The organism is Streptomyces sp. Tu 2975 (assembly GCF_009832925.1).
GTDB lineage: Bacteria > Actinomycetota > Actinomycetes > Streptomycetales > Streptomycetaceae > Streptomyces.
On the sequence record NZ_CP047140.1, the window covers coordinates 7,501,614 to 7,526,199 of the forward strand.

Here is a 24,586-nt window from a genome sequence, read left to right on the forward strand (position 1 = left end):
ATGCAGGACGAACAACTTACTGAGCTGGCCCAGCAGTTGCGCGCCGACGCGGTACGCGCCGCCGATGCCGCGGGCTCCGGGCACCCGACCTCTTCCATGTCCGCGGCCGACCTCGGGGCCGTGTTGCTGGCCCACCATCTGCGCTACGACTTCGACCGGCCCGAACACCCGGGCAACGACCGGCTCGTGCTCTCCAAGGGGCACGCGTCACCGCTGCTGTACGCCATGTACGTGGCGGCCGGGGCGATCGACGACGAGGAACTCCTCACCTTCCGCAAGCACGGCAGCCGCCTAGAAGGACACCCGACCCCGCGGCTTCCCTGGGTCGACGTGGCCACAGGCTCGCTCGGTCAGGGGCTGCCCGTCGGGGTCGGCATGGCCCTCGCCGGCAAGCGGCTGGACCAGATCCCGTACCGCGTCTGGGTGCTGTCCGGCGACAGCGAGATGGCGGAGGGCTCCGTCTGGGAGGCCGTGGAGCACGCCTCGTTCGAACGGCTGGACAACCTGACGCTGATCCTCGACGTGAACCGGCTCGGCCAGCGCGGTCCCACCCGCTTCGGCTGGGACCTCGACGCGTACGCCCGCCGGCTTCAGGCCTTCGGCTGGCACACCGTCGAGATCGACGGGCACGACGTCAGGGCAGTCGACGACGCCCTGTCGGAGGCCGCCGGCACGGTCGGCCGCCCCACCGCCGTCATCGCCCGCACCGAGAAGGGGCACGGCGTGGCCGCCGTGGCGGACCAGGAGGGCAAGCACGGCAAGCCACTGGCCGACGCATCGGACGCGATCGCGGAACTGGGCGGTGTGCGCACCGCCAGGATCGAGGTCCAGCAGCCGCCGGCGGCCCGGGTCCTGCACGAGCGGCACACCGAAGGGCTCACCCTCCCCGCGTACGACACCGGCGACAAGATCGCCACCCGCACCGCGTACGGGCAGGCCCTGGCAGCGCTGGGCTCCGCGCGCACGGACGTCGTCGCACTCGACGGCGAGGTCGGCGACTCGACGCGCACCGAGTACTTCGCCAAGGAACACCCCGGCCGCCACTTCCAGTGCTACATCGCGGAACAGCAGCTCGTGGCCGCCGCCGTCGGCCTGTCCACCCGCGGATACGTCCCCTACGCGGCCACGTTCGCGGCCTTCCTGACCCGCGCCCACGACTTCATACGGATGGCAGCCGTCAGCCGCGCTTCCGTCAACCTCGTCGGATCCCACGCCGGTGTCGCCATCGGCCAGGACGGGCCCTCGCAGATGGGACTCGAGGACCTCGCGATGTTCCGCTCGGTGCCCGGCAGCACCGTCCTCTACCCGTGCGACGCCAACCAGACCGCGCGGCTCGTCGCGGCCATGGCCGACCTGCCGAACGTGAGCTACCTGCGCACCAGCCGCTCCGACATGCCGGTGATCTACGGCCCCGAGGAGGACTTCCCCGTCGGCGGCTCCAAGGTGCTGCGTGCCTCGCACCGCGACCGCGTGTGCCTCATCGCCGCAGGAGCGACCGTCCACGAGGCGCTGACCGCCGCCGGCGTCCTCGAACGGGAAGGCATCCCGGTACGCGTCGTCGACCTCTACTCGGTCAAGCCGGTCGACGCGGGCACCCTGCAGAGCGCGGCCGACGACACCGGTTGTCTGCTGACCGTGGAGGACCACCGCACGGAGGGCGGCCTCGGCGACGCGGTGGCCGAAGCGTTCTCCGACGGACGCCCCATGCCCCGGCTGATACGGCTCGGGGTGCGCAACGTCCCGGCGTCCGCCACGCCCGCGGAACAACTGCACGCCTCCGGTATCGACGCCGAGTCCATCAGCGCCGCCGTGCGCCTGCTCGTCGCGGAAGCCATGGTGCACCCGTGACGAAGGAGCGGACCCACGCCGTGCGGGCCGGCGGGCGGACCGTCGAGATCCAGCGACCGGACAAGGTGCTCTTCCCCGACGACGGCATCACGAAGGCCGATCTCGCCGAGTACTACCGGGCGATCGCGCCGCACATGCTGCCGCATCTGCGCGGTCGGCCGCTGATGCTGGAACGGCACCCCGACGGAATCGGCGGGCCCCGCTTCGTCCAGAAGAACACACCGGCGAGCTACCCGGACTGGGTGCGCAGGGTGGAGGTCGACAAAGAGGGCGGCACCGTCGTCCACACCGTGTGCGACAACACCGCCACCTTGATGCACCTGGTCGATCAGGCGTGCATCACCTTCCACCGTTGGCAGTCCCGGGCCGGCCGGCTGGAGCGGCCCGACCGGCTGGTGTTCGACCTCGACCCCTCGGGCGACACGGCCGACGACTTCGAGACGGTGCGACGCGCGGCACGGCAGCTCGGGGAGCTCCTCGACGATCTGCGCCTCAACTCGGTCCTTATGACCACCGGCTCCCGCGGGCTCCATGTGATCGTGCCCCTGGCGGGCGACACCGAATTCGACGGGGTGCGTTCCTTCGCCCAGGAAGTGGCGGAGACCCTCGCGCGACGCGACCCGGACCACCTGACCACCGCCGTGCGCAAGCAGGCCCGCGGCGACCGGCTCTATCTGGACGTACAGCGCAACGGCTATGCGCAGACCGCGGTGACGCCCTACTCCGTGCGAGCCAGGCCGGGCGCGCCGGTGGCCGTACCGATCAGCTGGGACCAGTTGGACGACCCGCGGACGGGCCCGCGGCGGTGGACGGTCACGGACGCGCTCGGACAGGCACGCACCGATCCGTGGGGCGACGCGCTCGGCGGCCGGCGGGCACTGGGCCCGGCCGGCCGCCGGCTTGCCGCTCTGCGTTAGGAGCGGCCCTTCGTCACGCGTCCACCACTACCACCTGTACCAGCGAGAGCGCCCGCCACCCGCCGTCGTGCTGCGCATCAGGAATCCCAGCAGCCAGATCACCAGGACGGCGAGGGCGATCCACCACAGGACCTCCAACGCGAATCCGGCGCCGAACAGAACGACGGCGAGAAGGAGAACGAGCAGGATAGGAACCATTGTCTGCACCTCCATGACGGCGGGTGCCCGCATTTTCCCGCCGCACACACTGTCCGATGCGAACGGAGCCTGAGCGTAATGGAACGGATGAGGGGCGATGGCAATGGAAAGGGAAATGCCGTACGGGGCCGCGACGAGACGGAGGAGGAAAGGGCCGACCGCAGGTGGGCGGACCTGCTCCAGGAATTGCGGGTCGCGCAGACAGGCGTGCAGATCCTCTTCGGTTTCCTGCTGACGGTCGCGTTTCAGCCACGCTTCGTCGAACTGTCGCAGACCGACCAGACGATCTATTCCGTGACCGTCGTACTGGGCGCCGCGACCACCGGGGTGCTCATCGGTCCCGTGGCGTTCCACCGGATGCTCACCGGCCGCCGGCTCAAGCCGCAGACGGTCGCCTGGGCCTCGCGCCTGACCGTCCTCGGTCTCGTGCTGCTGCTGTGCACGATGGCGGCCGCCCTCCTTCTCATCCTCCGGGTGGTGCTCGACGACACGATCGCGCTGTGGCTCGTCGTCGCCATGGTGGTGTGGTTCGTGGTGTGCTGGTTCGTTCTGCCCGCGTGGACCCGCGCGACGCGCCGCGGACTCGACTGACGCGATTTCAGCCGCCGTATGTGCCAGACGGACGGGGCGGTTGTGGTGCCGTGAGGCGTCAGCGGTACTGTGCGCGCACCGCCAGACGCATTGGCGCGGTAATCGTGGAGGAACCAGTGACTGAGACCAGAAGAACGTGGCGGCGTACGGGAGCGCTCATAGCCGTGGCTTCGGCCGGCGCGCTCGGCGTCGGCCTGTCCGCCGCACCGGCGATCGCGCACACGCCGGTGTGGTCGGTGACCTGTGACGAGGTCAGCGTCGACCTGACCGCGTACAGCCCCACCGAGGAGAACACCGTGACCATCACGGTGGACGGCAAGGAACTGCTGCCGACGAAGACCTTCAAGAAGGAGTTCCACGACAAGCTCGACCTTCCCGAGCACGACAAGGAACTCACCGTCCGTCTGGTCGTCGTGGCCGGCGACGGCGACCAGTTCTCGCGTGACGAGTCCAAGACCGCGCCGGTCTGCGACGACGTGACCCCGAGCCCGACGCCGTCGACGACGCCCCCCTCGCCGACGCCGAGCGAGACCTCGCCCACCCCCAGCGAGACGCCGAGCACCAGCGCCCCCGCGACCAGCGCGCCCGCGACGCCTTCGGCGCCGCCGAGCACCACGACGCCCGGCGGCGGCCTGGCCGAGACCGGTGGCTCCAGCGCCACCCCGGTCATCGCCGGAGCGGCTGCCGCGGTGATCCTCGCCGGCGGCGGCATCATGTGGGCCGCGCGCAAGCGCCGTAGCGCCCAGCACTGACATGACGTAGGCGGGCGGGCCGTGACGGTCCGCCCGCCTTTCGCTGTCCCGGACCGCGCCGTCGTGCGCCGCCCGCGCGGCTCCCCGCCGACCCGCCGTGCGCGACGACGTGGCCGTCTCTGCTACGTCGTGCGGCTGCCCGCGCGGGGCCCGCGCGCATCCCGCCGCGGCAGGCCGCCTCCGTGTCCGAGCCGGAGGACGTCGCCGCGGTCGTCCGGGCATCGGCCACCGCGCCGCGTTCGCCGGTCCCCGCCGGGAGTGTGCTCCCCCTCCGCCGACTCACCTGGCCCCGCCGGGCGTTCGGCCACCAGCGGCCCGAGATGCTCCGGAGCAGGGCAGACGGTACGACAAGGGCACGCGTCCGTCGCGCCGCGGACATGCAGCGGCACCGGACGTCTCCCGACCCACCGCAGTCGTCCGGCATCGGCGTGGTGACACGGCCGACTGATGCACCGTCACGCGAAGATGCCAGTGCGTTCCTTGTGTTCTCCCGTCCTTCATCCCGACCTCTGGCGCGATCCTCCCGGCCCGGCGATGCTGTCCGCCGACAGCGCTTACTGCACGCTCAACCAGCCATCCTCCAGGAGTACTTGTGGGCCTTGGCAGAGCAAGACACACCGTCGCGCTGGCCGCGACGCTGTCCGCACTCGTGGTAGGGGCCGCGGCCCCCGCCGTCGCTGATCCACCGCCCCCGCCACGGCAGTCCGCCGAAATACTGCGACCCGTCGCACCGCCGCCCGCCAGTGCCCCGGGCGGCAGCCGGACAGCCGTCACCGACCCCGACGGCATCCAGACCGCCCGGGCGTCCCGGCCGATCGCACCGGGCGTCCGGCTCACCTCTTACGACAGGCTCGAGGCCGACAAGTGGCTGCGCGTCGACGCGCTCGCCGTCGACCTGAGCAGCGGCATACAGGCCGACTACCTGTCCTCGGGCAAGGTCGCCGACCGTCGCAGCGTCTCCGAACTCGCCGCCGGGCACGACGCCGGCAAGGGCCGTCGCACCGTCGCCGCGATCAACGGGGACTTCTTCGACATCAACCAGACCGGCGCACCGCAGGGCCCCGGCGTCAAGGACGGCGAGATCACCCACTCGCCCGCCCCAGGAGCCCACCGGGCTGTCGGCATCGGCCCGGAAGGCGCGGGCCGGGTGCTGCAGATGTACTTCGAGGGCACCCTCACCGTCCCCGGCGGAACCCACCCGCTCGGCGCGTACAACGCCGCCGATGTTCCGGCGGGCGGGATCGGCGCGTACACCTCGGCGTGGGGGAGGCCGATCGCGCGCTCACCACCGACACGGCGGCGCCCGTCGCGGAAGCCGTCGTACGCGACGGCAAGGTCGTAGAAGTGCTCGACCGGCCCGGCACCGGGGCCGTGCCCGCGGGTACCACGGTCCTCGTCGGCCGCGAGGCCGGGGCCGAAGCACTCGCGGCCCTTCGGCCGGGCGACGCGGTGACGATGGAGTACAGGCCCCGCACCGGCAGCGGCCCCGTGCCGCGCACCGCGGTCGGCGGCCGTGAACTCCTCGTCGTCGACGGCGTCGCACAGAACCACGACGGCGCCGGCAACAACACCGCCGCACCCCGCACCGCCGTCGGCTTCTCGAAGGACGGCCGGGCGATGCAGATCGTCACCGTCGACGGCCGGCAGGCCGACAGCGGGGGCGTCACCCTCACCGAGCTCGGCCTGATGATGAAGAAGGCCGGCGCGCACAACGCGCTCAACCTCGACGGCGGCGGCTCGTCGACCCTGGTCGCCCGCGAACCGGGCAGTGACGCGCTCCAGGTGGAGAACAGCCCCTCCGACGGCAGCGAGCGCGAGGTCCCCAACGGCCTCGCCCTCACCACCCCCGACGGCAGCGGCACGCTCCGTGGCTACTGGGTCGAGACCGCCGTGCCGGCGTCCCTGGCCCCCACGGCCGACCCGGTGCTCGGCGGTCACCCGGAGCGGGTGTTCCCCGGTCTCACCCGCACCCTCACCGCCGCCGGCTACGACGAGACGTACGGACCGGCCGCCGGCGCCCCTCGGTGGCGCACCTCGCAGCCCTCCGTCGGCCGGGTCGACCAGGACGGCGTCTTCCGGGCACGGCGCAGCGGCACGACCGACGTCCGGGCCGAACGCGCCGGTGCCGAGGGCGGCATCCGGCTCACGGTGCTCGACGACCTGGCCCGCGTCGAGCCGACCACCCGCCGGGTCTCCCTCGCCGACTCCGGAGCGGCCGGCGCCTTCGGCGTCCTCGGCCTCGACGCCCAGGGCAACAGCGCGCCGATCGAGCCCGCGGACGTACGACTCGACTACGACCACAGCCTGTTCGACGTCCGCGACGACGGGCGCGGCTCCTTCACCGTCACCGCACGCACCGGAGGCAGCACCGCCGGGCGCATCACCGTGACCGCCGGCGGCCTGAGTGCCACGCTCGCCGTGAGCGTCGGCCTCGCCGAGCAGGCCGTCACCGGCTTCGACGACGCCGGTTCATGGACCTTCAGTCAGGCCCGGGCGAGCGGCTCGGTCGCGGCGACACCGGACGGACACGACGGCACCGGCCTGAACCTCACCTACGACTTCACCGGATCGACGGCGACACGGGCGGCCTACGCCAACCCGCCGCAGAGGATCCCGGTCGCCGGCCGGCCGCAGTCCTTCACCCTCTGGATCAAGGGCGACGGCAACGGCGCCTGGCCCACCCTCCATCTGAAGGACGCCGCCGGGTCCGATCAACTGCTGCGCGGGCCCTACATCACCTGGACCGGGTGGCGGCAGGTGAAGTTCGACGTGCCGCAGGGCGCGGCGATGCCGCTGGCGGTGCACCGGTTCTACCTGGCGGAGACCGCCGCGAACCGGCAGTACACCGGGGGATCGTCATCGACGGGCTCGACGCGCAGGTGCCCCCCGCGGTCGATCTGCCCCGTGTGCCTCCCGTCGTCGACCCGCTGATCGATCCCGCGGCCGTCACGGAAGGGCGGGACTGGCAGTTCGCCGTCATGTCCGACGCCCAGTTCGTCGCCCGAGCCCCGGACAGCCCGATCGTCGCCCAGGCCCGCCGGACCCTCCGGGAGATCAAGGCGGCACGGCCCGACTTCCTCGTCGTCAACGGCGACCTCGTGGACGAGGGCTCACCGGCCGACCTGGCGTTCGCCCGCCGCGTGCTCGACGAGGAACTGGGGGACGATCTGCCCTGGTACTACGTGCCCGGGAACCACGAGGTGATGGGCGGGGAGATCGGCAACTTCGTCGCCGAATTCGGGCCCGCGCAGCGCACGTTCGACCACCGGGGCACCCGCTTCGTCACCCTGGACACCTCCAGTCTGACTCTGCGGGGAGGCGGACTCGCCCAGATCCAGGAGCTACGCGCCCAGCTCGACGCGGCTGCGGCCGACGCCGGCGTCGGGTCCGTGATGGTCGTCGAGCACGTCCCGCCGCGTGACCCGACCGTCCAGCAGGCCAGCCGGCTCGGCGACCGGAAGGAGGCGGCGCTGATCGAGAACTGGCTGGCGGAGTTCCGCCGCACGACCGGCAAGGGCGCGGCGCTGATCGGCAGCCATGTCGGCGTCTTCCACGCCGCGCACATCGACGGCGTGCCCTATCTCGTCAACGGCAACTCCGGCAAGGCTCCGGCCGGTCCGGCGGACGAGGGAGGATTCACGGGCTGGTCGCTCGTCGGCGTCGACGACGTGTCACGCGCCGAGCAGGCGGCCACGCGCCGCGCGCCGTGGGAGGCCGGGCCCGACTGGCTCTCCGTCCAGACCCGGGCGCACGTGGACGGCCTCGGCCTGGAGGCGCCCGCCGCGTTGCGGCCCGGCGAGAGCGGGGACGCGAAGGCGACGGTCCTCCAGGGCGCGCGCCGCGTTCCCGTGGCGTTCCCCGTCAGCGCGGACTGGTCCGGCTCGCCCAACGTCCACATCGGTCCTGCGGACGGCGCACGGGGCCGCCACGTGGCGTCCTTCGACCCGGCGACGGGCCGCCTCACGGCGCTGCGTCCCGGGGAGTTCACGCTGGCGGTGACGGTGAACGGCACGACCACCGAAGTACGCCGGAGCGTCGTGTCGCTGCGGGACCGGGCGGCGTGACGCGGAAGGGGGCGGGGTCTTCACCCACCCCGCCCCTCCCGGTCGCTGCCATGGCCCCGCACAGGCGCGGGCCGGCGCTTCGAAGCGGACCGTGTCCCGGGAGGAGGGGCAAGGATCCTGTTCCCCGGGTCAGTCCGCGAGTCCGAGGCCCGGCTCGCCCGCGGCGAGAGGGGCGAAATGCTGTTCGACGTCCTTCTCGCGGACCGCGTCGAGCCGCGCGGGCGACCACCGCGGGTCGCGGTCCTTGTCGATGACCTGGGCGCGGATGCCTTCGACCAGGTCCGGCGAGGCGAGCGCCGTGCAGGAGACCCGGAACTCCTGCTCCAGTACGGGCTCGAGGGCGCCCAGCACGCGGGCCCGCCGGATCGCGGCGAGGGTCACCTTCACCGCGGTGGGAGACCTGCGCAGGATGGTCTCCGCGGCCTCCTTGGCGGCGGGCTCCCCGCAGTCCGAGAGCCGTTCGACGATCTCCTCCGCGGATTCGGCCGCGTAACAGTGGTCGATCCAGTCGCGATGGGCGGCGAGCTCCGCCGCCGGAGCCTCGGCCGCGTACCGACGCAGCGCATGCGCGGGATCCGCCGACCGGAGGGACCCGGTGAAGCCGGCGAGCCGGTCGCCGGGCACGAAGTGGTCGGCCAGGCCGAGCAGCAGCGCGTCCCCGGCGCCGACCGCCTCACCGGTGAGCGCCAGGTGGGTGCCGAGCTCGCCGGGCGCCCGCGCCAGCAGGTGGGTGCCGCCGACGTCCGGCACGAAGCCGATCCCGGTCTCCGGCATGGCGACGGCGGAGCGTTCCGTGACGACCCGGACGCTGCCGTGCGCGGACACACCGACGCCGCCGCCCATCACGATGCCGTCCATGACCGCCACGTACGGCTTGGCGTAGCGGGCGATCCGCGCGTTGAGCCGGTACTCGTCCCGCCAGAAGGCCACCGACGCCCGGCCGCCGGCGCGCGCGTCGTCGTGGATGGCGCGGATGTCCCCTCCGGCGCAGAGCCCTCGCTCCCCGGCGCCGGAGACGACCACGACGGCGACGTCGTCGTCGTGCTCCCAGGCCTCGAGCGCCGCGCCGACGGTTCGCACCATGGTGTGGGTGAGCGCGTTGATGGCCCAGGGGCGATTGAGCGTGATGTACCCGGCGCGCCCTTCGGTGCGCAGCAGCACCGAACCGTCGGGTGCCGAGCCTTCGCGCAGTGCTGCGGGATCGTCGGGGGCCATCGCGTCGTCCTTTCGGGTCCGGGTTCGTGCGAGTCCATCCTCGCTCACCGGCAGGTGACCGCCGTACGCCCTCTTCCCCCTCAGTCCGACCAGTCGGTATGTTCGCTGCGACGTGCACGGACGAGGCGACGGAGGATTGCCGGACATGGCGGAGCGACCCAGCAGCGCGGAGCGACCCATCAGCATCGAAGGCCACTGCGACGAGCGTTTCTCGGCGGTCCGTGAGGCCTTCGAGAAGAATTTCACCGAACGGGGAGAGCTCGGCGCCGCCGTGACCGTCCTTGCCGGTGGCGACAAGGTCGTCGACCTGTGGGGCGGCTGGGCGGACGGCGCCCGGACCGTGCCGTGGCAGAGCGACACCGTGGTGAACGTGTGGTCCACGACCAAGGGGCCGACCGCTCTGTGCGCCCACGTCCTCGCCGACAGCGGGCTGCTCGACCTGGACGCGCCGGTCGCCGACTACTGGCCCGAGTTCGCGGCGGCGGGCAAGAAGGGCGTCCTCGTGCGCCATCTGCTCTCGCACCGGGCGGGCCTCGCCGGACTGCGTGAGCCGCACTCGCTCGACCAGCTCTACGACTGGGAGCTGACCTGTGCCCGGCTGGCCGCGACCGAACCCTGGTGGGAGCCCGGCACCCGCTCCGGCTACCACGCGATCACCTACGGCCACCTCGTCGGGGAAGTGGTGCGCCGGGTCAGCGGGCAGTTGCCGGGCGAGTTCCTTCGGCAGGAGATCACCGGACCGCTGGGCATCGACTTCACCATCGGCCTGCCGGAGCGGGACTTCGACCGGGCCGCCGAGCTGGTGCACCCGGTGGCCGCCGGAAGCAGCGAACAGGCCGCGGTCTTCGCCCAGTTGGCGCCCGTCGCCATCGCCGCCCTGACCAACCCGCCCACCGGCGCGGACGCGGCGAACTCGGCCGGGTGGCGGGCCGCCGAGATCCCTGCCGCCAACGGCCACGGCACCGCGCGCGCGGTCGCCGCGCTGTACGGCATTCTCGCCGGACAGGGCCGGCTCGACGGGCGCCGTGTGCTGTCGCGGGAGGCTGTGGAGCGGGTGCGCGAAGGCCAGGGCGGCTGCTCCGACCTGGTCCTCGCGGCCGGCTTCGCGCACGACACCGAGGCCGGCCTCGGCCTCTGGCTGAGCGGCAGGAACGGCTCGTACGGGCCCAACCCCCGGGCCTTCGGCCACGACGGCTTCGGCGGCTCCTGCGGACTCGCCGACCCCGAAGCCGGCATAGCCATGGGGTACGTGATGAACCGTATGGGCCCGCACATCGCGGACGACCCGCGCAAGATGGCCCTCGTCGAAGCCGTCTACGCCTCCCGCTAGTGCGCCTCGGCACGGCCCTTCCGGATTCTTGCAACACGTTCTACTGTGTGCGCGCCGCCGCGCAAGGGGCGCACCGCGAGACGCCTGGAGGGGCCGTGCACCTTCAATACACGCCGCAGCAGGAACGGTTACGCGCAGAGCTGCGCAGGTACTTCGCCGGGATCGTCCCCGACAACGCCTACGCCAGGTACGCCGAACCGGCCGCCAGGAAACGCTTCTACCGGCGCACGATCCGCCGGCTCGGCTCGGACGGCTGGCTCGGCGTCGGCTGGCCCGAGCAGTACGGCGGCCGTGGACTGAGCCCCATGGAGCAGTTCATCTTCTTCGACGAGGCGGCCCAGGCCGGAGTGCCGCTGCCGCTGATGGCGCTCAACACCGTCGGCCCGACGATCATGCAGTTCGGCACGGACGAACAGAAGGCGTACTTCCTGCCGAAGATCCTCTCCGGCGAGCTCGACTTCGCCATCGGCTACAGCGAACCGGACGCCGGCACCGACCTCGCCGCGCTGAGGACCCGGGCCGTGCGGGACGGGGACACCTACGTCGTCGACGGACAGAAGATCTGGACCACCAACGGCGACACCGCCGACTGGATCTGGCTCGCCGTCCGCACCGACCCCGAGGCCCCGCCCCACAAGGGCATCACCATGCTGCTCGTACCGACGTCCGACCCCGGCTACTCCTGCACCCTGATCAACACCCTCGCCTCGCACGACACGACCGCGAGCTACTACGACAACGTGCGTGTTCCCGTCGCCGACCGGGTGGGCGAGGAGAACAAGGGCTGGCGGCTGATCACCAACCAGCTCAACCATGAGCGGGTCACCCTCGCCGCCCACGGCACCATGGCGATCCGCGCACTGCGAGACGTCCAGCGCTGGGCCGCCGACACCAAGCTCACCGACGGCCGCCGCGTGATCGACCTCGGCTGGGTGCGCGGCCGTCTCGCCCGCACCCACACACGGCTCGACGCCATGAAACTCCTCAACTGGCAGATGGTGAACGCCGTGCAGGACGGCACCCTCACCCCGCAGGACGCCTCCGCGGTCAAGGTCTACGGCTCGGAGGCGCGGCGCGACGCCTACGCCTGGCTGATGGAGATCGTCGGCGCGGCGGGCCCCCTCAAGGAGGGCTCGGCGGGCGCGGTCCTCGGCGGCGAACTGGAACGCGGCTACCGCTCGGCCGTGATCTTCACCTTCGGAGGGGGCAACAACGAGATCCAGCGCGAGATCATCTCGTGGATCGGACTGGGGATGCCCCGGGTACGACGCTGACCAGGGGTTCTCGGAGCGCCGGGTCGGCCTTCCGTTCCGTGACGTTGCCCATTGCGGCTACGGTGCAGCCCCAAGCGGCCGGCGCCGCTGCGGGCCGGGTGGGTCGGACCCCTGTTTATTTTACGGGTCGACTCGTATGGTAAATACCATGAGCTCCTCCCCGCCCTCCAGGGGGCGTCCCAGGGATCCCCGCTCGCACGAGGCGATCGTCGGCGCGACCGCAGAGCTGCTGGTCGAGGTCGGCTACGCCGCGACATCGATCGGGGCAGTGGCCGCGCGGGCCGGCGTCGGCAAGGACACGATCTACCGGCGGTGGCCGGGCAAGCCGGAGTTGGTCTTCGATGCCGTCTTCACTACCACCGACGATGCTCCGACCCCGGACACAGGAACGCTGGCCGGAGATCTGACCGTACTGCTGCAGGGCCTGGTCGACGAATTCCGTGCGCCTGCCGCCGCGGCGGCACTTCCGGGCCTGCTCGCCGACTTCGCCGCCGATCCGGAACTGCAGGCGCGTATCCGTGGCGACTTCCTGGCCCCGTCGAAGGAACGGCTGCTGGGCGTCTTCGAACGCGCCGTGCTGCGCGGGGAGATCTCGGCCGGAACGCCCGTGGACCTGGTCCTGGACACGCTGGCAGGAGCCGTGTTCTTCCACGTAGGGCTGGTCGGGGAACACCCTGGCCCGCAGCTGGCCGCACTGCTGGCCGCTGTTGTGGCCAAAGGGATCGAGGTTCGATGAACGGCTGGTTTCTCGCGGCAGGGATCACCGCGCTCGGCGTGGCCGCCGTGCACGTCGTCGGCGGGCACCGCGATGTGGTGCGCCCGCTGATCTCCTGTGGGCTCGCGGACGAACCCAAGCGGGTCCTGCACGCCGTGTGGCACATGGTGAGTGTCGATCTGGCGTTCTCCGGCCTCGCGCTGCTCTACCTCGCCCTCATGGACGGCACGCCGGAAGCCGGCCTGGTGGCATGGTTCGTGGCCGCGCACTTCATCGCGTATGCGGCAGCCTTCCTGGTCGTCACGCTGTCCGTCGGCCGGCCCAGACCGCTACTCCGGCTGCCGCAGTGGATTCTGCTCCTGCCGGTGGCGGTACTGACAGCGGTGGGCGCCGCGTAGCCGCACCCTCGGAGAGTCTCCCGCGGCCGGCTGGAGGCGGAATGGGAACACAGCCTCGAACTCGTCGACCAAGCCATGGAACGCACCGGGAAGGGAGAGCGGCTACCGGGAAACCCACGCGGAGGCGACGGCCACCGTCCGGGCCCGATACGCGGGCCGCCGCGTGGATGGGTACGGCGGAGAAGCCTTCAGTCCCGGCCGCGGGCGTGCTTGAACCTGGCGAGACCGTCCGCGAGGTCGATCAGCCGCTCCGGGTAGTCCAGCCGTGCCCGTTCGAGCGGCGGCAGCCGCCACGGTTCATGGATGCTCCTGGCTGCGACACCCTTGAGTTCCGGCACCCACCGGCGCACGTACGCGCCCTGCGGGTCGAAGCGCTTGCCCTGGACCACCGGGTTGAGCACGCGATGCGGGCGCGTGTCCGTGCCGGTCCCGGCCACCCACTGCCAGTTCAGCTGATTGTTGACGATGTCCCCGTCCACCAGCAGGTCCAGGAAGTGACGCGCGCCGACGCGCCAGTCCACGTACAGCGTCTTGGTGAGGAAGCTCGCCACCAGCAGCCGGGCCCGGTTGTGCATCCACCCCTCGTGCCTGAGCTGGCGCATCGCCGCGTCGACCATGGGATAGCCGGTGCGGCCTTCCTTCCACGCGGCGATCTCCTCCGCGGCCTCTTCGGTACGCCAGCCGTCGTCGCGTGTGCGGTAGTCGCGTACCGAGGACTCCGGCCGGGCGGCCATCACCTGATGGTGGAAGTCGCGCCAGCACATCTGCCGAACGAACGCCTCCGCCCCCGGGCCACCGCGCGCCCGGGCCCGCTGTACGACGTCGACGGCGGAAAGCGCCCCGAAGTGCAGATAAGGAGAGAGCCGCGACGTCGCATCGCCGGCCAGGTCGTCGTGCCGGTCCTCGTAGGCCGCGAGCCCGCCGCGGACCCAGCCGGCCAGACGCCGGCGCCCTTCGCTCTCGCCGCCCGCGGGAATCCCGGGGGCGACACCCGGCACGGGACCCCGGGCCGGGAGCGGATCGCCGTGCACGTCGTCCGGGACCGGTACGTTGCGCGGGGCGGCTTCCGGCGTGCGCAGCCGCACCGCGGTCCAGCGGCGGAAATAGGGCGTGAAGACCGTGAAGTGGTCGGAGCCCGCGGGTACCACGGCACCCGGCGCGACGGCCGTCACCACGGCGTCGTGCGCGACCAGCCGCACGCCACGCGTGGCCAGCTCCCTGCGCAGAAGCTCCTCGCGCCGGTGCGCGAACCGGGTCACGCCCGCGGCCATGTGCACCTCGAGCGCCCCGCAGGTCGCCGCGACGTCCCCGACCTCGCGGACCACCGGACCCGCGCGCAGCACCAGCCGGCCGCCGCGCCGGCGCAGTGAGGCGTCGAGGTCCGCGAGACAGTCGGCCAGGAACGCACGCCGGTTCGGTGCGTCGAAGCCGGCTGCGTGAACGGCCGGATCGAGCACGAACAGCGGCACCACCTCGTCGGCGGCTCGCAGAGCCGCCCGCAGCGGGGGACGGTCGTGCAGGCGCAGGTCGGAGGTGAACAGGACGACCGCGACGCTCATGCGTCACTCCTCGTTCGGGACCGGCGCCGCAGGGGCCGGACCATCAGGATCCGCTGCCGGGGGAGGCCGACTTGCGGACCCGCCCATCGGGCGGGTTCGTCCCGTGGGCACTCATCTCTTCGGCGGCGACCCGGGCGATGTTGCGCGCCATGCCGCCGAACACCACGGCGTGGAACGGCGAGACGCTCCACCAGTAGGCGTGACCGAAGAGGCCGCGGGGATGGAACAGGGCACGCTGCCGGTAGCGGGTGCGGCCCTCGTCGTCGTCCTCGGCGTACATCTCGAGCCAGGCGAGGCCGGGCAGCCGCATCTCCGCACGCAAGCGGAGCAGATGCCCCGCCTCGATCTCCTCCACCCGCCAGAAATCGAGCGAGTCGCCGGCCCGCAGGTGCTCGGCGTCGCGCCGGCCACGGCGCAGCCCCACGCCGCCGATGAAACGGTCCAGCAGGCCGCGCACCGCCCAGGCGAGCGGGAAGGAGTACCAGCCGTTCTCCCCGCCGATGCCTTCGATCACCTTCCACAGCGCCTGGCGGGACGCCTCGACCGTCCGCTGCCGTTCGTCGACGTAGAGGCTGCCGCCGGCCCAGTCGGGGTCGGTGGGCAGTGGATCGCTCGGAGCGCCGGGAAGGCCGGCCGACGACCAGCGGGTGGCGACCTGTGCTTCGCGGACACGCCGCAGCGCCAGGTCGACGGCCTCGTCGAACGGCAGTGGATGGCCGGGGAAGTCGGGTGCGTAGCGGGCGATGTCGTGCTCCTGGCAGACGACCTCGTGGCGCAGTGACTCCGTCAGCGGCCGGGCGATGGACGCGGGCACCGGCGTGACGAGACCGACCCAGTGACTGGACAGACGGGGAGTGAGTACCGGCACAGGCACGATCAGCCGTTGCGGCAGCCCGGCGACGGCGGCGTATCGGCGCATCATCTCCCGATAGGTCAGGACGTCCGGCCCGCCGATGTCGAACGCCCGGTTCACGTCGTCCGGCATGGTGGCCGAGCCGACGAGATACCGCAGCACGTCGCGCACCCCGATGGGCTGGACAGGCGTGCGCACCCAACTGGGGGTGACCATGACCGGCAGCCGTTCGGTCAGATAGCGCAGCATCTCGAAGGACGCCGACCCGGAGCCGATGACCACGGCGGCCCGCAGCACGGTGGCGGGCACAGGTGCGTCGAGAAAGATCCGGCCGACCTCGGCACGCGAGCGCAGATGCGGGGACAGCTCCCGCGCAGGAACGCCGCGCGGTGTGAGTCCGCCGAGGTAGACGACCCGCCGCACTCCCGCCGCACGAGCCTGCTCGGCGAAGGTCCTGGCCGCGCGACGATCGGTCTCCTCGAACCCGGAGCCGGTCCCCAGAGCGTGCACCAGGTAGTACGCGACGTCGATGCCGCGCAGGGCCGCGGCGACCGAGTCGGCGTCGGTGACATCCCCCTTGACCACCTCCGCCGCTGCGGCCCAGGGATGGTCACGCAGCTTGCCCGGAGTGCGGGCGAGGCAACGCACCCGGTGACCGGCCTCCAGCAGTTCCGGAACCAGCCGCCCACCGATGTATCCGGACGCACCGGTCACCAGACAGTGCAGTCCGCCGGTCCCGGCGGTTCGGTCAGTGTCCACGTCAGCTCCTCCAGCGCTCGCTGCTTCGTGCGCCTGCTGTCGTCACCCTCCGCCTGAGCGACCGCCATCGGTGATCGACCGGACTCAGGGCATCGACCAGGCTCTTGGCCACCATCGTGTTACGTACTTTCCGGAGCCGATTCGCGGGCGGCGGCGCGCAGGCGGTTGCCCCGCTCGCCGAGCATCCATTTGACCGGGATCAGCACCGCCCACCAGAGCTTCGCGCCCGTCGGGGACACGAAGGCCAGCGGCACGGCGATGGCGAAGACCAGCACCGTCGCCGCGAGGTCGGCCACGTCGTTGCGCGCGACGCGGTCGGGCAGCGCCGCGTCGCCGGACAGCCACGGGCGCTTCCACAGGGCCACCGTCAGCGCGAGTTGGGCGATCCCCATGACGGCCACGGCGCCGGAGTAGACGGCCACGGCCCGGGACACGTCCCCGTACTCGGCCAGCAGGGTGGTGGGGAAGGGCATCAGGGCGATCAGCCCGAGGCCCAGCAGCCCCAGCCGGATGACCGTCCCGTCCACCTTCTCGACGTACCGGAAGACCTGGTGGTGGCCCCGCCAGAACGCCGCGATGACCAGAAAGCTGAGCGCGTACGCCCACACGCTGGGCATCACGTCCGCCAGACCTTCGTCGAGGTCGGCGGGGTCAAGACCGGCGGGAAGTGCGATGTCCAGAGCCAGCAAAGTCATGGCGATGGCGAACACGCCGTCCGACAGTGCGATCAGCCGGACCGCGCTCCCCTCGTCGTCCCGTACCCGCTGGTGGCCTTTCACGCTGCCCCACCTTAGGGTCAGAAGTCCATGAATACCCGGATTGATCCTTTCGGTTCGGACGCACCTACCATGGTCCGACCCGCCCGCGGTGGCGACGTGACCGTCGAGCGGCAGTGCCGGACGAGGGAGTTGGGTGACCCATGACCCCGGACATGACCCCGGAGACCCCTGACATGCCTCCGGACACGGCGCCAGGACACGCCGCCGACCCCGGACTGTTCGGACCCGGCTCCGTGACCTGGAACATCCACGGCGACCCGGTCATGTGGATCGCAGGCGTGCGTGCCCTCTACCTTCAGGCGCTGCATCCCCGTGCGGTGCGCGGCGTCATGCAGAACTCGGACTTCCGCGAGGACGCCTGGGGCCGCCTGATGCGCACCGCGGACTTCGTCGGCACCATCACCTACGGAACCACCGAGGCGGCGGAGAACGCCGGCGCCCGTGTCCGCCTGATCCACAGCCGGCTGAAGGCCACCGACCCCGCCACCGGCGAGCGCTACGGCGTCGACGAACCGGAACTGCTGCTGTGGGTGCACTGCGCGGAGGTCGGCTCCTACCTCGACGTCGCCCGGCGCTCCGGGCTACCGCTGGACGACGAGCACGCCGACCGCTACCTCGGCGAACAGCGGGAAGCCGCCCGCCTCGTCGGACTCGACCGCGCCGCCGTGCCCGCCACCGCCGCAGAACTGGCCGACTACTTCGAGACGGTCCGGCCGGAGCTCGCCGCCGGCCCGGAGGCCCGCGACGTCGACGAATTCCTCCGCCGCCCGCCCGTCCACCCCTTGCTGGTCCCGGCACGCCGCCTGGCGTGGGAACGGGTGTCGGCACTCGCGTACAACGCCCTGCCCGCGTACGCGCACGACCTGTACGGCAGAGCCGCCCCGACGCCCGACCGCGTGACACGGCAGCTCAGCGTCACGGGCAACCTGCTGCGCTGCGTCCCCTCCCGTATACGCTGGCAACTCCCGCCCGGTCACATTCTCAAAGCGATGGCGCGACTCGGGCCCGGCGCACGCCCGGCCCCGTACAAACTACGCAGACGGGCGGCCATACTGGACCGGCCGGGGAGGGCGCAGCGAAGTGACGGGGGCGACAGCACGAGATGGCGGAAACCAGACTGATCCAGGACCGCTACCGACTGCTCGATCTCATCGGGCGGGGCGGCATGGGCGAGGTGTGGCGGGCCCGCGACGAATCCCTCGGCCGCCATGTGGCCGTCAAGTGCCTGAAGCCGATCGGGTCCCAGCACGACAGGACCTTCACCCGGATCCTTCGGGAACGCTTTCGCCGTGAGGCCCGTGTCGCCGCCGCCCTCCAGCACCGGGGCGTGACCGTCGTCCACGACTTCGGCGAGCACGAGGGCGTGCTGTACCTGGTGATGGAGCTGCTCGAGGGCCGCAACCTCAGCCAACTGCTCGAGGACAACAAGCAGCAGCCGCTGCCCGTCACCGACGTCGTCGACATCGCCGACCAGATCGCCGACGCCCTCGACTACACCCACGAACAGGGCATCGTGCACCGGGACCTCAAGCCCGCCAACATCATGCGGCTCACCGGCGGCGCGGTGAAGATCTGCGACTTCGGCATAGCGCGCCTCGGGGAGGACATCGGCTTCACCTCCAAGCTCACCGGCACCGGCATCGCCATGGGCACCCCGCACTACATGTCACCGGAGCAGATCGCCGGCGGCCAGGTCGACCACCGCAGCGACCTGTACTCGCTGGGTTGCGTGCTCTACGAGCTCGCCACCGGCTCCCCGCCCTTCGACGTCGGCGACACCTGGTCGATCCTCGTCGGGCACCGTGACACCGTGCCCCGGCCGCTGCGTGAACACCGCGACGAGATCCCGGAGTTCCTCGACCTGATGGTCCTCGACCTGCTCGCCAAGACGCCCGATGAGCGGCCCGCCGCCGCGGGCGACCTGCGGCGCAGGATCGGTGCGTCCGGACACACACGGCACGCCCCCGCCGTCGTCCCGCTCCAGCGCCAAGCCCTGCCCGCCGCCTCCCGGGAGGCCGCCCTGCCCTACTGGACACGCGGGATGACGGTCGGTCACAAGGCGACCGGCGTCTTCGCCGCACCGTCCCTGGCGCCGGAGAAGGACCACACCGCGGCGCTCACCGGCCGGTGGACCAGCCCGTCCGTCCCCGCCGTCCCGCACACCGGCGCCCGAGTCCCCGCCCAGGGCCCCGTCCGGCCCACTCCGCCGCCCGAGCTGCTCGCCGTGCTCGCCACCCGGCACAACGCGGGTCTGAGCCTGGGCCGGCTCGGCCGGTGGGAGGAGGCCGGGGAGGTGCACCGCGCGGTGGCCGCGGAACGCGAGGCACTGCTGGGCGCCGACCACCCCGACACCCTGTCCAGCCGTTACGAGGTCGGCTTCAGCCTCAGCCGCACCGGCCGCGCCACTGACGCCCTCGAGGAGTTCGGCCGGGTCGCCGCGGGCCGCGAACGCGCCCTCGGCCCCGACCATCCCGACACACTCGCCGCCCGGCAGGAGACGGCGTACGTGCTCGGCGGCCTCGGCCGGTACGCCGAGGCCGACCGGATCTACGCGGCCGTCCTCGAGTCCCGCGAGCGCACCATGGGGACCGATCACCCCGACACCCTGCGCTGCCGGCACAATCTCGCCTTCAACCTGAGCCGGATGGGCCGGATCGAGGACTCCTTCCGGATCGCCGGCGACGTGGCGGAGGCCCGGGCCCGCGTGCTCGGCGGCACCCACCGCGACACCCTGGTCACCCGCTACGAGATGGCCTACGCCCTCGGACTGATGGGCCGCTGGGCCGAGGCGCTCACCACCTACCAGGACGTCGCCGCGGCCCGCGCCGCGACCCTCGGCCCTGATCATCCGGACACCCTCGCGGCCCGCTACGAGACCGGAATCTGCCTGGGCCGGCTCGGCCGCGGCGCGGAGGCGCTGGACCTCTACCGCTCCCTCGTCGAGGACCGAACCCGCGTCTGCGGGCCCGAGGACCCGGAGACTCTCCGCGCGCGCCACGGACTCGGCGTCAATCTCGGCCGGCTCGGCCGCTGGGAGGAGGCCCTCACCGAGGCGCGCGACGTGAGCGCCCTGCGCGAGCGGGTCCTCGGCCCCGACCACCCCGACACGCTGGTGAGCCGGCGCGAGGTGGCCGTGGCGCTCGGCTGGCTCGCCCGCTGGGCCGACGCGCACTGCGTCTACGCGCAGGTGGCGCGGGAACGCGAACGGATCCTCGGCCCCGACCACCCCGACACCCTGTCCAGCAGGAACGACGAGGCACACTGCCTGGAGCAGCTGGGCCGCCACACCGAGGCGGTGGAGCTGTACCGGCGGGTCGCCGCGCTGCGCGGGACGGTGACGGAGCGGGCGCCCGGCGGTTAGTGTCCGCCCATGCCCGCACTCGCCTCGTACGACGCCGTCATCGTGGGCGGCGGCCACAACGGCCTGGTCGCCGCCGCCTATCTCGCCCGCGCCGGGCGCTCCGTCCTGCTGCTGGAGCGCCGGCCGCACACCGGGGGAGCGGCCGTCTCGACCCGTCCGTTCCCCGGGGTCGACGCCCGCCTGTCCCAGTTCTCCTATCTCGTCTCGCTGCTGCCCGACAAGATCGTGCGCGACCTGCGACTGGACTTCGCGGTGCGTAAGCGCACCGTCTCCTCCTACACGCCGAAGGGCGACGGCGGTCTGCTGGTCGGCGGCGCCCGGACCCGGGAGTCGTTCGGCGCCCTCACCGGCGGGGACCGCGAGTACGCGGCGTGGCGCGAGTTCTACGGCATCACCGGCCAGGTCGCCCGGCGCGTCTTCCCGACGCTGACGGAGCCGCTGCCCACCAGGGACGAGCTACGGAAGCGGGTCGACGACGAGCAGGCCTGGCGGATGCTCTTCGAGGAGCCGATCGGCGCCGCGATCGAGGAACGGTTCACCGACGACCTGGTCCGCGGGGTCGTCCTCACCGACGCTCTCATCGGCACGTTCGCCGATGCCCACGACCCGTCGCTGGTGCAGAACCGCTGCTTCCTCTACCACGTCATCGGCGGCGGCACCGGCGACTGGGACGTGCCGGTCGGCGGGATGGGGGCGCTCACCGACGCGCTGGCCGCCGCTGCCCGCGCCGCGGGGGCGGAGTTCGCGCTCGAACACGAGGTCACCCGGATCGACACGGACGGCGAGCGCGCCGAGGTCGCCTACCGGAACCGCGCGGGCGAGGGCGCGGTCGCCGCCCGCCGGGTCCTGGTGAACGCCTCACCGCAGGCGCTCGCCGCACTCCTCGGAGAGGAGAGCCCGGAACCCGCTGAGGGCGCACAGCTGAAGGTGAACATGCTGCTGCGGCGGCTGCCGCGGCTGCGGGACAGCTCCGTGGCCCCCGAGGACGCCTTCTCGGGCACGTTCCACGTCTCCGAGGGCTACGGTCAACTGGCCACCGCCTATCGGGAGGCCGCCGCCGGGCGGCTGCCGAGCGCTCCGCCGTCCGAGATCTACTGCCACTCGCTGACCGACCCGTCGATCCTCTCGCCGGAACTCGCGGCCCAGGGCTGCCACACACTGACGCTCTTCGGACTGCACACCCCCGCGAGGCTGTTCGCCCAGGACAACGAGCGGACGCGTGCGGACCTGCTGGCCGCGACGCTCGCCGAACTCGACACGTACCTGGCGGAGCCGATCACCGACTGCCTCGCGCCCGACGCGAACGGCGAACCGTGCATCGAGGCCAAGACGCCGCTGGACCTGGAGCGCGAACTGCGACTGCCCGGCGGCCACATCTTCCATCGTGACCTGTCCTGGCCGTACGCCACAGGCACGGGCGCCGCCGCCACGGGGCGGTGGGGCGTGGAGACAGCGCACGCCAACGTCCTGCTGTGCGGCGCGGGCGCCGTCCGCGGCGGCGGCGTCAGCGGTGTGCCGGGACACAACGCCGCGATGGCCGCGCTGGGGCGCTGACGCCGGCGACGCGGACGGCCGCGCGGGCGCTCGGGGAGCGGCGGGCGTGCCCGCCGCTCCGGTGCCCGGCGGCACCCGCTCCCGTGCCGCCTGCGCCGGCGCCGGGCTCGGGATCGGCGCGGGCGTACGTCGGTCCCGGTGGGGTACCGGGTTGCGCGAGCCGCGCCCGCCCGCGCGCCGGCCGCGCCCGCCCGCGCGCCGGCCGCGCCCGCCCGCGCGCCGGCCGCGCCCGCCCGCGCGCCGGTCGCGGGCCCCGGTGTACGGCGCGGCCCGCGTGACGGGCTGCGCGGGGTCGTGGGGGTCCGGTACCGCCGGCTGCTACCAGGATCGGCTGAGCGCCGGCCCCAAGTGTCGGCGCGGTTCGCGTGCCGGTTCCGTGGGGGTCCCCGGCCGGGGCTCGGCCGTGCGCCGGGCCGGGACCGGCGCGCCCCGTACCGGGCAGGCGCGCTGGGCAGGCGCCGGTTCCGGCGCGGTGATTGACAGTCAGTCCCGCGATGCCGTCCAGCCCTTGGGCTCGATCAGAACGGCGTCCTCAGGTCGTGCCTCGTCGAAGGCGGCGGGGCCCGGGCCGTCGTCGACGCGGATCGCGTCGACGTAGGCGCCCCGGCCGACGTAGAGCTGGTCGGTCGCGTACCGCCAGCGCAGCCGTACCGGTGAGCCGCGCCACGCGGTGAGGTCCGCGGTGACCCGGTGCCATGCCCGCCCGGACCAGCCGGTCGCCGAGCCGGACGGGTGGGGCTCCTCCTCGCGGCCCTTGCGGGCGGCCGTGAACGGGACCGGCCGCCAGGTCACCCCCTCGTCCTGGGACGCCTCGAGATACAGCGCGTCGGAGCGCGGTTCGGTGTCCCACCACAACGCGCACCGCAGCAGGGGCCTGGCCGAGGTGAGGGCGAGCGCGGGCAGAGTGAGGGTCGCCGCGGTGGAGCCGGCCATGCCGGCGAACCAGGCGGTGCGGCCGTGATCGGGACGGACGGCGACGGCCCTGGCCATGTTGTTGGCCGCCGCGACCCGGGGCGCGCTGCCGGACCGCCAGCTGCGGACGGGGTGGACAGAGTTGCCGAGCACGATCAGGAACGAGTCGGTGGTCGGGTCGAGGACAAGGCTGGTGCCGGTGAAGCCGGTGTGCCCGGCGGTCCGCGGTGTCGCCATCGCTCCCATGTACCAGTGCTGGTAGAGCTCGAAGCCCAGGCCGTGCTCGTCGCCGGGGAAGGCGGTGTTGAAGTCGGAGAACATCAGCTCGACGCTGTCCGGGCGCAGGATCCGGGAACTGCCGTAGACACCGCCGTTGAGCAGCGTGCGGGCGAGGACCGCCAGGTCCCAGGCGCAGGAGAAGACGCCGGCGTGACCGGCCACGCCGCCGAAGCTGTACGCGTTCTCGTCGTGGACCTCGCCCCACACCATGCCGCGGTCGAGCCCGGACCAGGGGAGTCTGGCGTCCTCGGTGGCCGCGATCTTCGGCTTCCAGGAGGCCGGCGGATTGAAACGGGTGCGGTGCATACCGAGCGGAGCGGTGATCTCGTCGTGGAGCAGCGCATCCAGAGGGCGACCGGTGATCTTCTCCAGCACGAGCTGGAGCGAGATCAGGTTGAGGTCGGAGTACAGGTAGACGGTGCCGGGCGGGTTCGCCGGGGCCTCGTTCCACAGTCGCTCGAGCCTTGCCTCCTGCGTGGGCTCCCTGAACAGCGGGATCCAGGAACGGAAACCGGAGGTGTGCGTGAGCAGCTGACGCACCGTGATGTCCTGCTTGCCCGCACCGGCGAACCGCGGCAGGTAGGAGGCGACCGGGGCCTCCAGCTCCAGCGTGCCCCGCTCGATCTGCTGCACGGCCAGGACGGACGTGAAGAGCTTGGACACGGACGCCAGGTCGAAAACGGTGTCCTCGGTCATGGGGATCTGGTGGTCGGCCGGGAGCTCGACGGCCGTGTCGGTCTTCTCGTCGTACGACGAGTAGCGCAGCGCCTTGCCGATCGCCCGGTGCAGTGCCACCGTGCCGCCCCGTCCGGCGAGCAGTACCGCACCCGCGTACCACGGGTGCGTGGGGGAGGGGGCGAGGAACTTCTCGGCGTCCGAGACCAGTTGGTCGAGATGACGGGCCAGCAGGCCGGCCCGCTGCGGAGTGCCGCGCCGCAGCGTCGGCCGGTGTCCCGAGCCGCTGCCCGGGTCCGTCCCGCCCGTGCCCGAACCTCCGCTGCGCCCGGCAGCCGCCGCGAAGGGGATCGGCCCGAGGGCGAGCGCACCGCCCAGCGTCAGCACTCCGCCGCCCAGCCTCCGTCTGCTGATCCCTCTGCCCGCCGAGTCGTCGGTCATACGGACCCCTCTCTGCGCGTCTTTGAAAGTATCTTTCGGATCTTCAACGACACGTGAAACTTTCTTGCGGTCCCCTGCGTCTGTCAACCACTCCAAAGAATCTGACGCTGCA

The 24,586-nt window shown here is 72.4% G+C and carries 17 protein-coding genes and 1 pseudogene; 12 read left to right on the plus strand and 6 right to left on the minus strand.

Going from position 1 to position 24,586, the window contains the following annotated elements; all coding sequences use genetic code 11:
* Both GLX30_RS33645 and ligD read left to right on the plus strand, forming a co-directional pair.
* Window positions 1-1,848, plus strand: a complete 1,848-nt coding sequence (locus GLX30_RS33645) for a transketolase (protein WP_159694678.1) — start codon at window positions 1-3, stop codon at window positions 1,846-1,848.
* Window positions 1,845-2,765 carry a non-homologous end-joining DNA ligase gene (gene ligD, locus GLX30_RS33650; protein WP_244258380.1) on the plus strand — a complete coding sequence of 307 codons (921 nt, stop codon included), beginning with the start codon at window positions 1,845-1,847 and terminating at the stop codon, window positions 2,763-2,765. The genes GLX30_RS33645 and ligD overlap by 4 nt, the downstream gene beginning before the upstream one ends.
* Before the next feature lie 27 nt (window positions 2,766-2,792).
* Here the strand turns inward: ligD and GLX30_RS33655 are convergent, their stop codons facing one another.
* Window positions 2,793-2,963: a hydrophobic protein gene (locus GLX30_RS33655; RefSeq protein ID WP_159694679.1), complete on the minus strand. Its 171-nt coding sequence runs from the start codon at window positions 2,961-2,963 to the stop codon at window positions 2,793-2,795.
* Window positions 2,964-3,041: 78 nt separating this feature from the next.
* Here GLX30_RS33655 and GLX30_RS33660 point away from each other — a divergent pair, with 78 nt between their 5' ends.
* From GLX30_RS33660 to GLX30_RS33670, 3 genes and pseudogenes are all read left to right on the plus strand, one after another.
* Entirely contained in the window at window positions 3,042-3,554 is a 513-nt protein-coding gene (locus tag GLX30_RS33660) for a DUF6328 family protein (RefSeq protein WP_159694680.1), read from the plus strand.
* Between the two features lie 116 nt (window positions 3,555-3,670).
* Window positions 3,671-4,306, plus strand: coding sequence for an LAETG motif-containing sortase-dependent surface protein (locus tag GLX30_RS33665; RefSeq protein WP_167306895.1), 636 nt, complete (start codon window positions 3,671-3,673; stop codon window positions 4,304-4,306).
* A 625-nt stretch (window positions 4,307-4,931) separates the two neighbouring features.
* Window positions 4,932-8,370 (plus strand): annotated as a pseudogene (locus GLX30_RS33670) (phosphodiester glycosidase family protein).
* Between the two features lie 129 nt (window positions 8,371-8,499).
* Here the strand turns inward: GLX30_RS33670 and GLX30_RS33675 are convergent.
* The gene (locus GLX30_RS33675) at window positions 8,500-9,585 is read right to left on the minus strand and encodes an enoyl-CoA hydratase/isomerase family protein (RefSeq protein ID WP_159694681.1); all 1,086 of its coding nucleotides are present in this window, start codon (window positions 9,583-9,585) and stop codon (window positions 8,500-8,502) included.
* A gap of 145 nt (window positions 9,586-9,730) precedes the next feature.
* Between GLX30_RS33675 and GLX30_RS33680 the strand changes: the two genes are divergently transcribed.
* The 4 genes from GLX30_RS33680 (at window position 9,731) to GLX30_RS33695 (ending at window position 13,302) form a co-directional block, all read left to right on the plus strand.
* A complete protein-coding gene (locus GLX30_RS33680) occupies window positions 9,731-10,915 on the plus strand; it encodes a serine hydrolase domain-containing protein (RefSeq protein ID WP_159694682.1) in 1,185 nt (394 codons plus the stop codon).
* 95 nt (window positions 10,916-11,010) lie between these two features.
* A complete protein-coding gene (locus GLX30_RS33685) occupies window positions 11,011-12,189 on the plus strand; it encodes an acyl-CoA dehydrogenase family protein (protein ID WP_159694683.1) in 1,179 nt (392 codons plus the stop codon).
* 148 nt (window positions 12,190-12,337) lie between these two features.
* Complete coding sequence (locus tag GLX30_RS33690) at window positions 12,338-12,925, plus strand: TetR/AcrR family transcriptional regulator (RefSeq protein WP_159694684.1); 588 nt, start codon at window positions 12,338-12,340, stop codon at window positions 12,923-12,925.
* Complete coding sequence (locus GLX30_RS33695; RefSeq protein WP_159694685.1) at window positions 12,922-13,302, plus strand: hypothetical protein; 381 nt, start codon at window positions 12,922-12,924, stop codon at window positions 13,300-13,302. The genes GLX30_RS33690 and GLX30_RS33695 overlap by 4 nt, the downstream gene beginning before the upstream one ends.
* A gap of 188 nt (window positions 13,303-13,490) precedes the next feature.
* On the opposite strand, the gene GLX30_RS33700 is transcribed toward GLX30_RS33695, so the two are convergent.
* The 3 genes from GLX30_RS33700 to GLX30_RS33710 form a co-directional block, all read right to left on the minus strand.
* Entirely contained in the window at window positions 13,491-14,861 is a 1,371-nt protein-coding gene (locus tag GLX30_RS33700) for a deoxyribodipyrimidine photo-lyase (RefSeq protein WP_159694686.1), read from the minus strand.
* 43 nt (window positions 14,862-14,904) lie between these two features.
* Complete coding sequence (locus GLX30_RS33705; RefSeq protein WP_159694687.1) at window positions 14,905-16,473, minus strand: SDR family oxidoreductase; 1,569 nt, start codon at window positions 16,471-16,473, stop codon at window positions 14,905-14,907.
* 119 nt (window positions 16,474-16,592) lie between these two features.
* Window positions 16,593-17,252: a TMEM175 family protein gene (locus tag GLX30_RS33710; protein ID WP_279632622.1), complete on the minus strand. Its 660-nt coding sequence runs from the start codon at window positions 17,250-17,252 to the stop codon at window positions 16,593-16,595.
* A gap of 173 nt (window positions 17,253-17,425) precedes the next feature.
* Between GLX30_RS33710 and GLX30_RS33715 the strand changes: the two genes are divergently transcribed.
* The 3 genes from GLX30_RS33715 to GLX30_RS33725 are packed head-to-tail and all read left to right on the plus strand — an operon-like array spanning window position 17,426 to window position 22,167.
* Window positions 17,426-18,373 (plus strand): oxygenase MpaB family protein, encoded by a 948-nt coding sequence (locus GLX30_RS33715; protein WP_159695399.1) that lies wholly within the window; start codon window positions 17,426-17,428, stop codon window positions 18,371-18,373.
* Window positions 18,355-20,613 carry a serine/threonine-protein kinase gene (locus GLX30_RS33720; protein ID WP_159694688.1) on the plus strand — a complete coding sequence of 753 codons (2,259 nt, stop codon included), beginning with the start codon at window positions 18,355-18,357 and terminating at the stop codon, window positions 20,611-20,613. Before GLX30_RS33715 ends, GLX30_RS33720 begins: the two co-directional genes overlap by 19 nt.
* A 9-nt stretch (window positions 20,614-20,622) precedes the next feature.
* On the plus strand, window positions 20,623-22,167 hold the full coding sequence (locus tag GLX30_RS33725) for an NAD(P)/FAD-dependent oxidoreductase (RefSeq protein ID WP_159694689.1): 1,545 nt from the start codon (window positions 20,623-20,625) through the stop codon (window positions 22,165-22,167).
* Between the two features lie 483 nt (window positions 22,168-22,650).
* Here GLX30_RS33725 and GLX30_RS33735 read toward each other — a convergent pair whose 3' ends face one another.
* Complete coding sequence (locus GLX30_RS33735) at window positions 22,651-24,474, minus strand: serine hydrolase domain-containing protein (RefSeq protein WP_159694690.1); 1,824 nt, start codon at window positions 24,472-24,474, stop codon at window positions 22,651-22,653.
* Window positions 24,475-24,586 lie beyond the last annotated feature (112 nt).

What these genes read in the sequence shown, in the direction of transcription:
- GLX30_RS33695 (WP_159694685.1), top strand. Translation starts at nt 12,922, where the DNA reads ATGAACGGCTGGTTTCTCGCGGCAGGGATCACCGCGCTCGGCGTGGCC.
- GLX30_RS33675 (WP_159694681.1), bottom strand. Translation starts at nt 9,585, where the DNA reads ATGGCCCCCGACGATCCCGCAGCACTGCGCGAAGGCTCGGCACCCGAC.
- GLX30_RS33715 (WP_159695399.1), top strand. Translation starts at nt 17,426, where the DNA reads ATGCCTCCGGACACGGCGCCAGGACACGCCGCCGACCCCGGACTGTTC.
- GLX30_RS33700 (WP_159694686.1), bottom strand. Translation starts at nt 14,861, where the DNA reads ATGAGCGTCGCGGTCGTCCTGTTCACCTCCGACCTGCGCCTGCACGAC.
- GLX30_RS33735 (WP_159694690.1), bottom strand. Translation starts at nt 24,474, where the DNA reads ATGACCGACGACTCGGCGGGCAGAGGGATCAGCAGACGGAGGCTGGGC.
- GLX30_RS33660 (WP_159694680.1), top strand. Translation starts at nt 3,042, where the DNA reads ATGGAACGGATGAGGGGCGATGGCAATGGAAAGGGAAATGCCGTACGG.
- GLX30_RS33720 (WP_159694688.1), top strand. Translation starts at nt 18,355, where the DNA reads ATGGCGGAAACCAGACTGATCCAGGACCGCTACCGACTGCTCGATCTC.
- GLX30_RS33655 (WP_159694679.1), bottom strand. Translation starts at nt 2,963, where the DNA reads ATGGTTCCTATCCTGCTCGTTCTCCTTCTCGCCGTCGTTCTGTTCGGC.
- GLX30_RS33645 (WP_159694678.1), top strand. Translation starts at nt 1, where the DNA reads ATGCAGGACGAACAACTTACTGAGCTGGCCCAGCAGTTGCGCGCCGAC.
- GLX30_RS33690 (WP_159694684.1), top strand. Translation starts at nt 12,338, where the DNA reads ATGAGCTCCTCCCCGCCCTCCAGGGGGCGTCCCAGGGATCCCCGCTCG.
- GLX30_RS33725 (WP_159694689.1), top strand. Translation starts at nt 20,623, where the DNA reads ATGCCCGCACTCGCCTCGTACGACGCCGTCATCGTGGGCGGCGGCCAC.
- GLX30_RS33680 (WP_159694682.1), top strand. Translation starts at nt 9,731, where the DNA reads ATGGCGGAGCGACCCAGCAGCGCGGAGCGACCCATCAGCATCGAAGGC.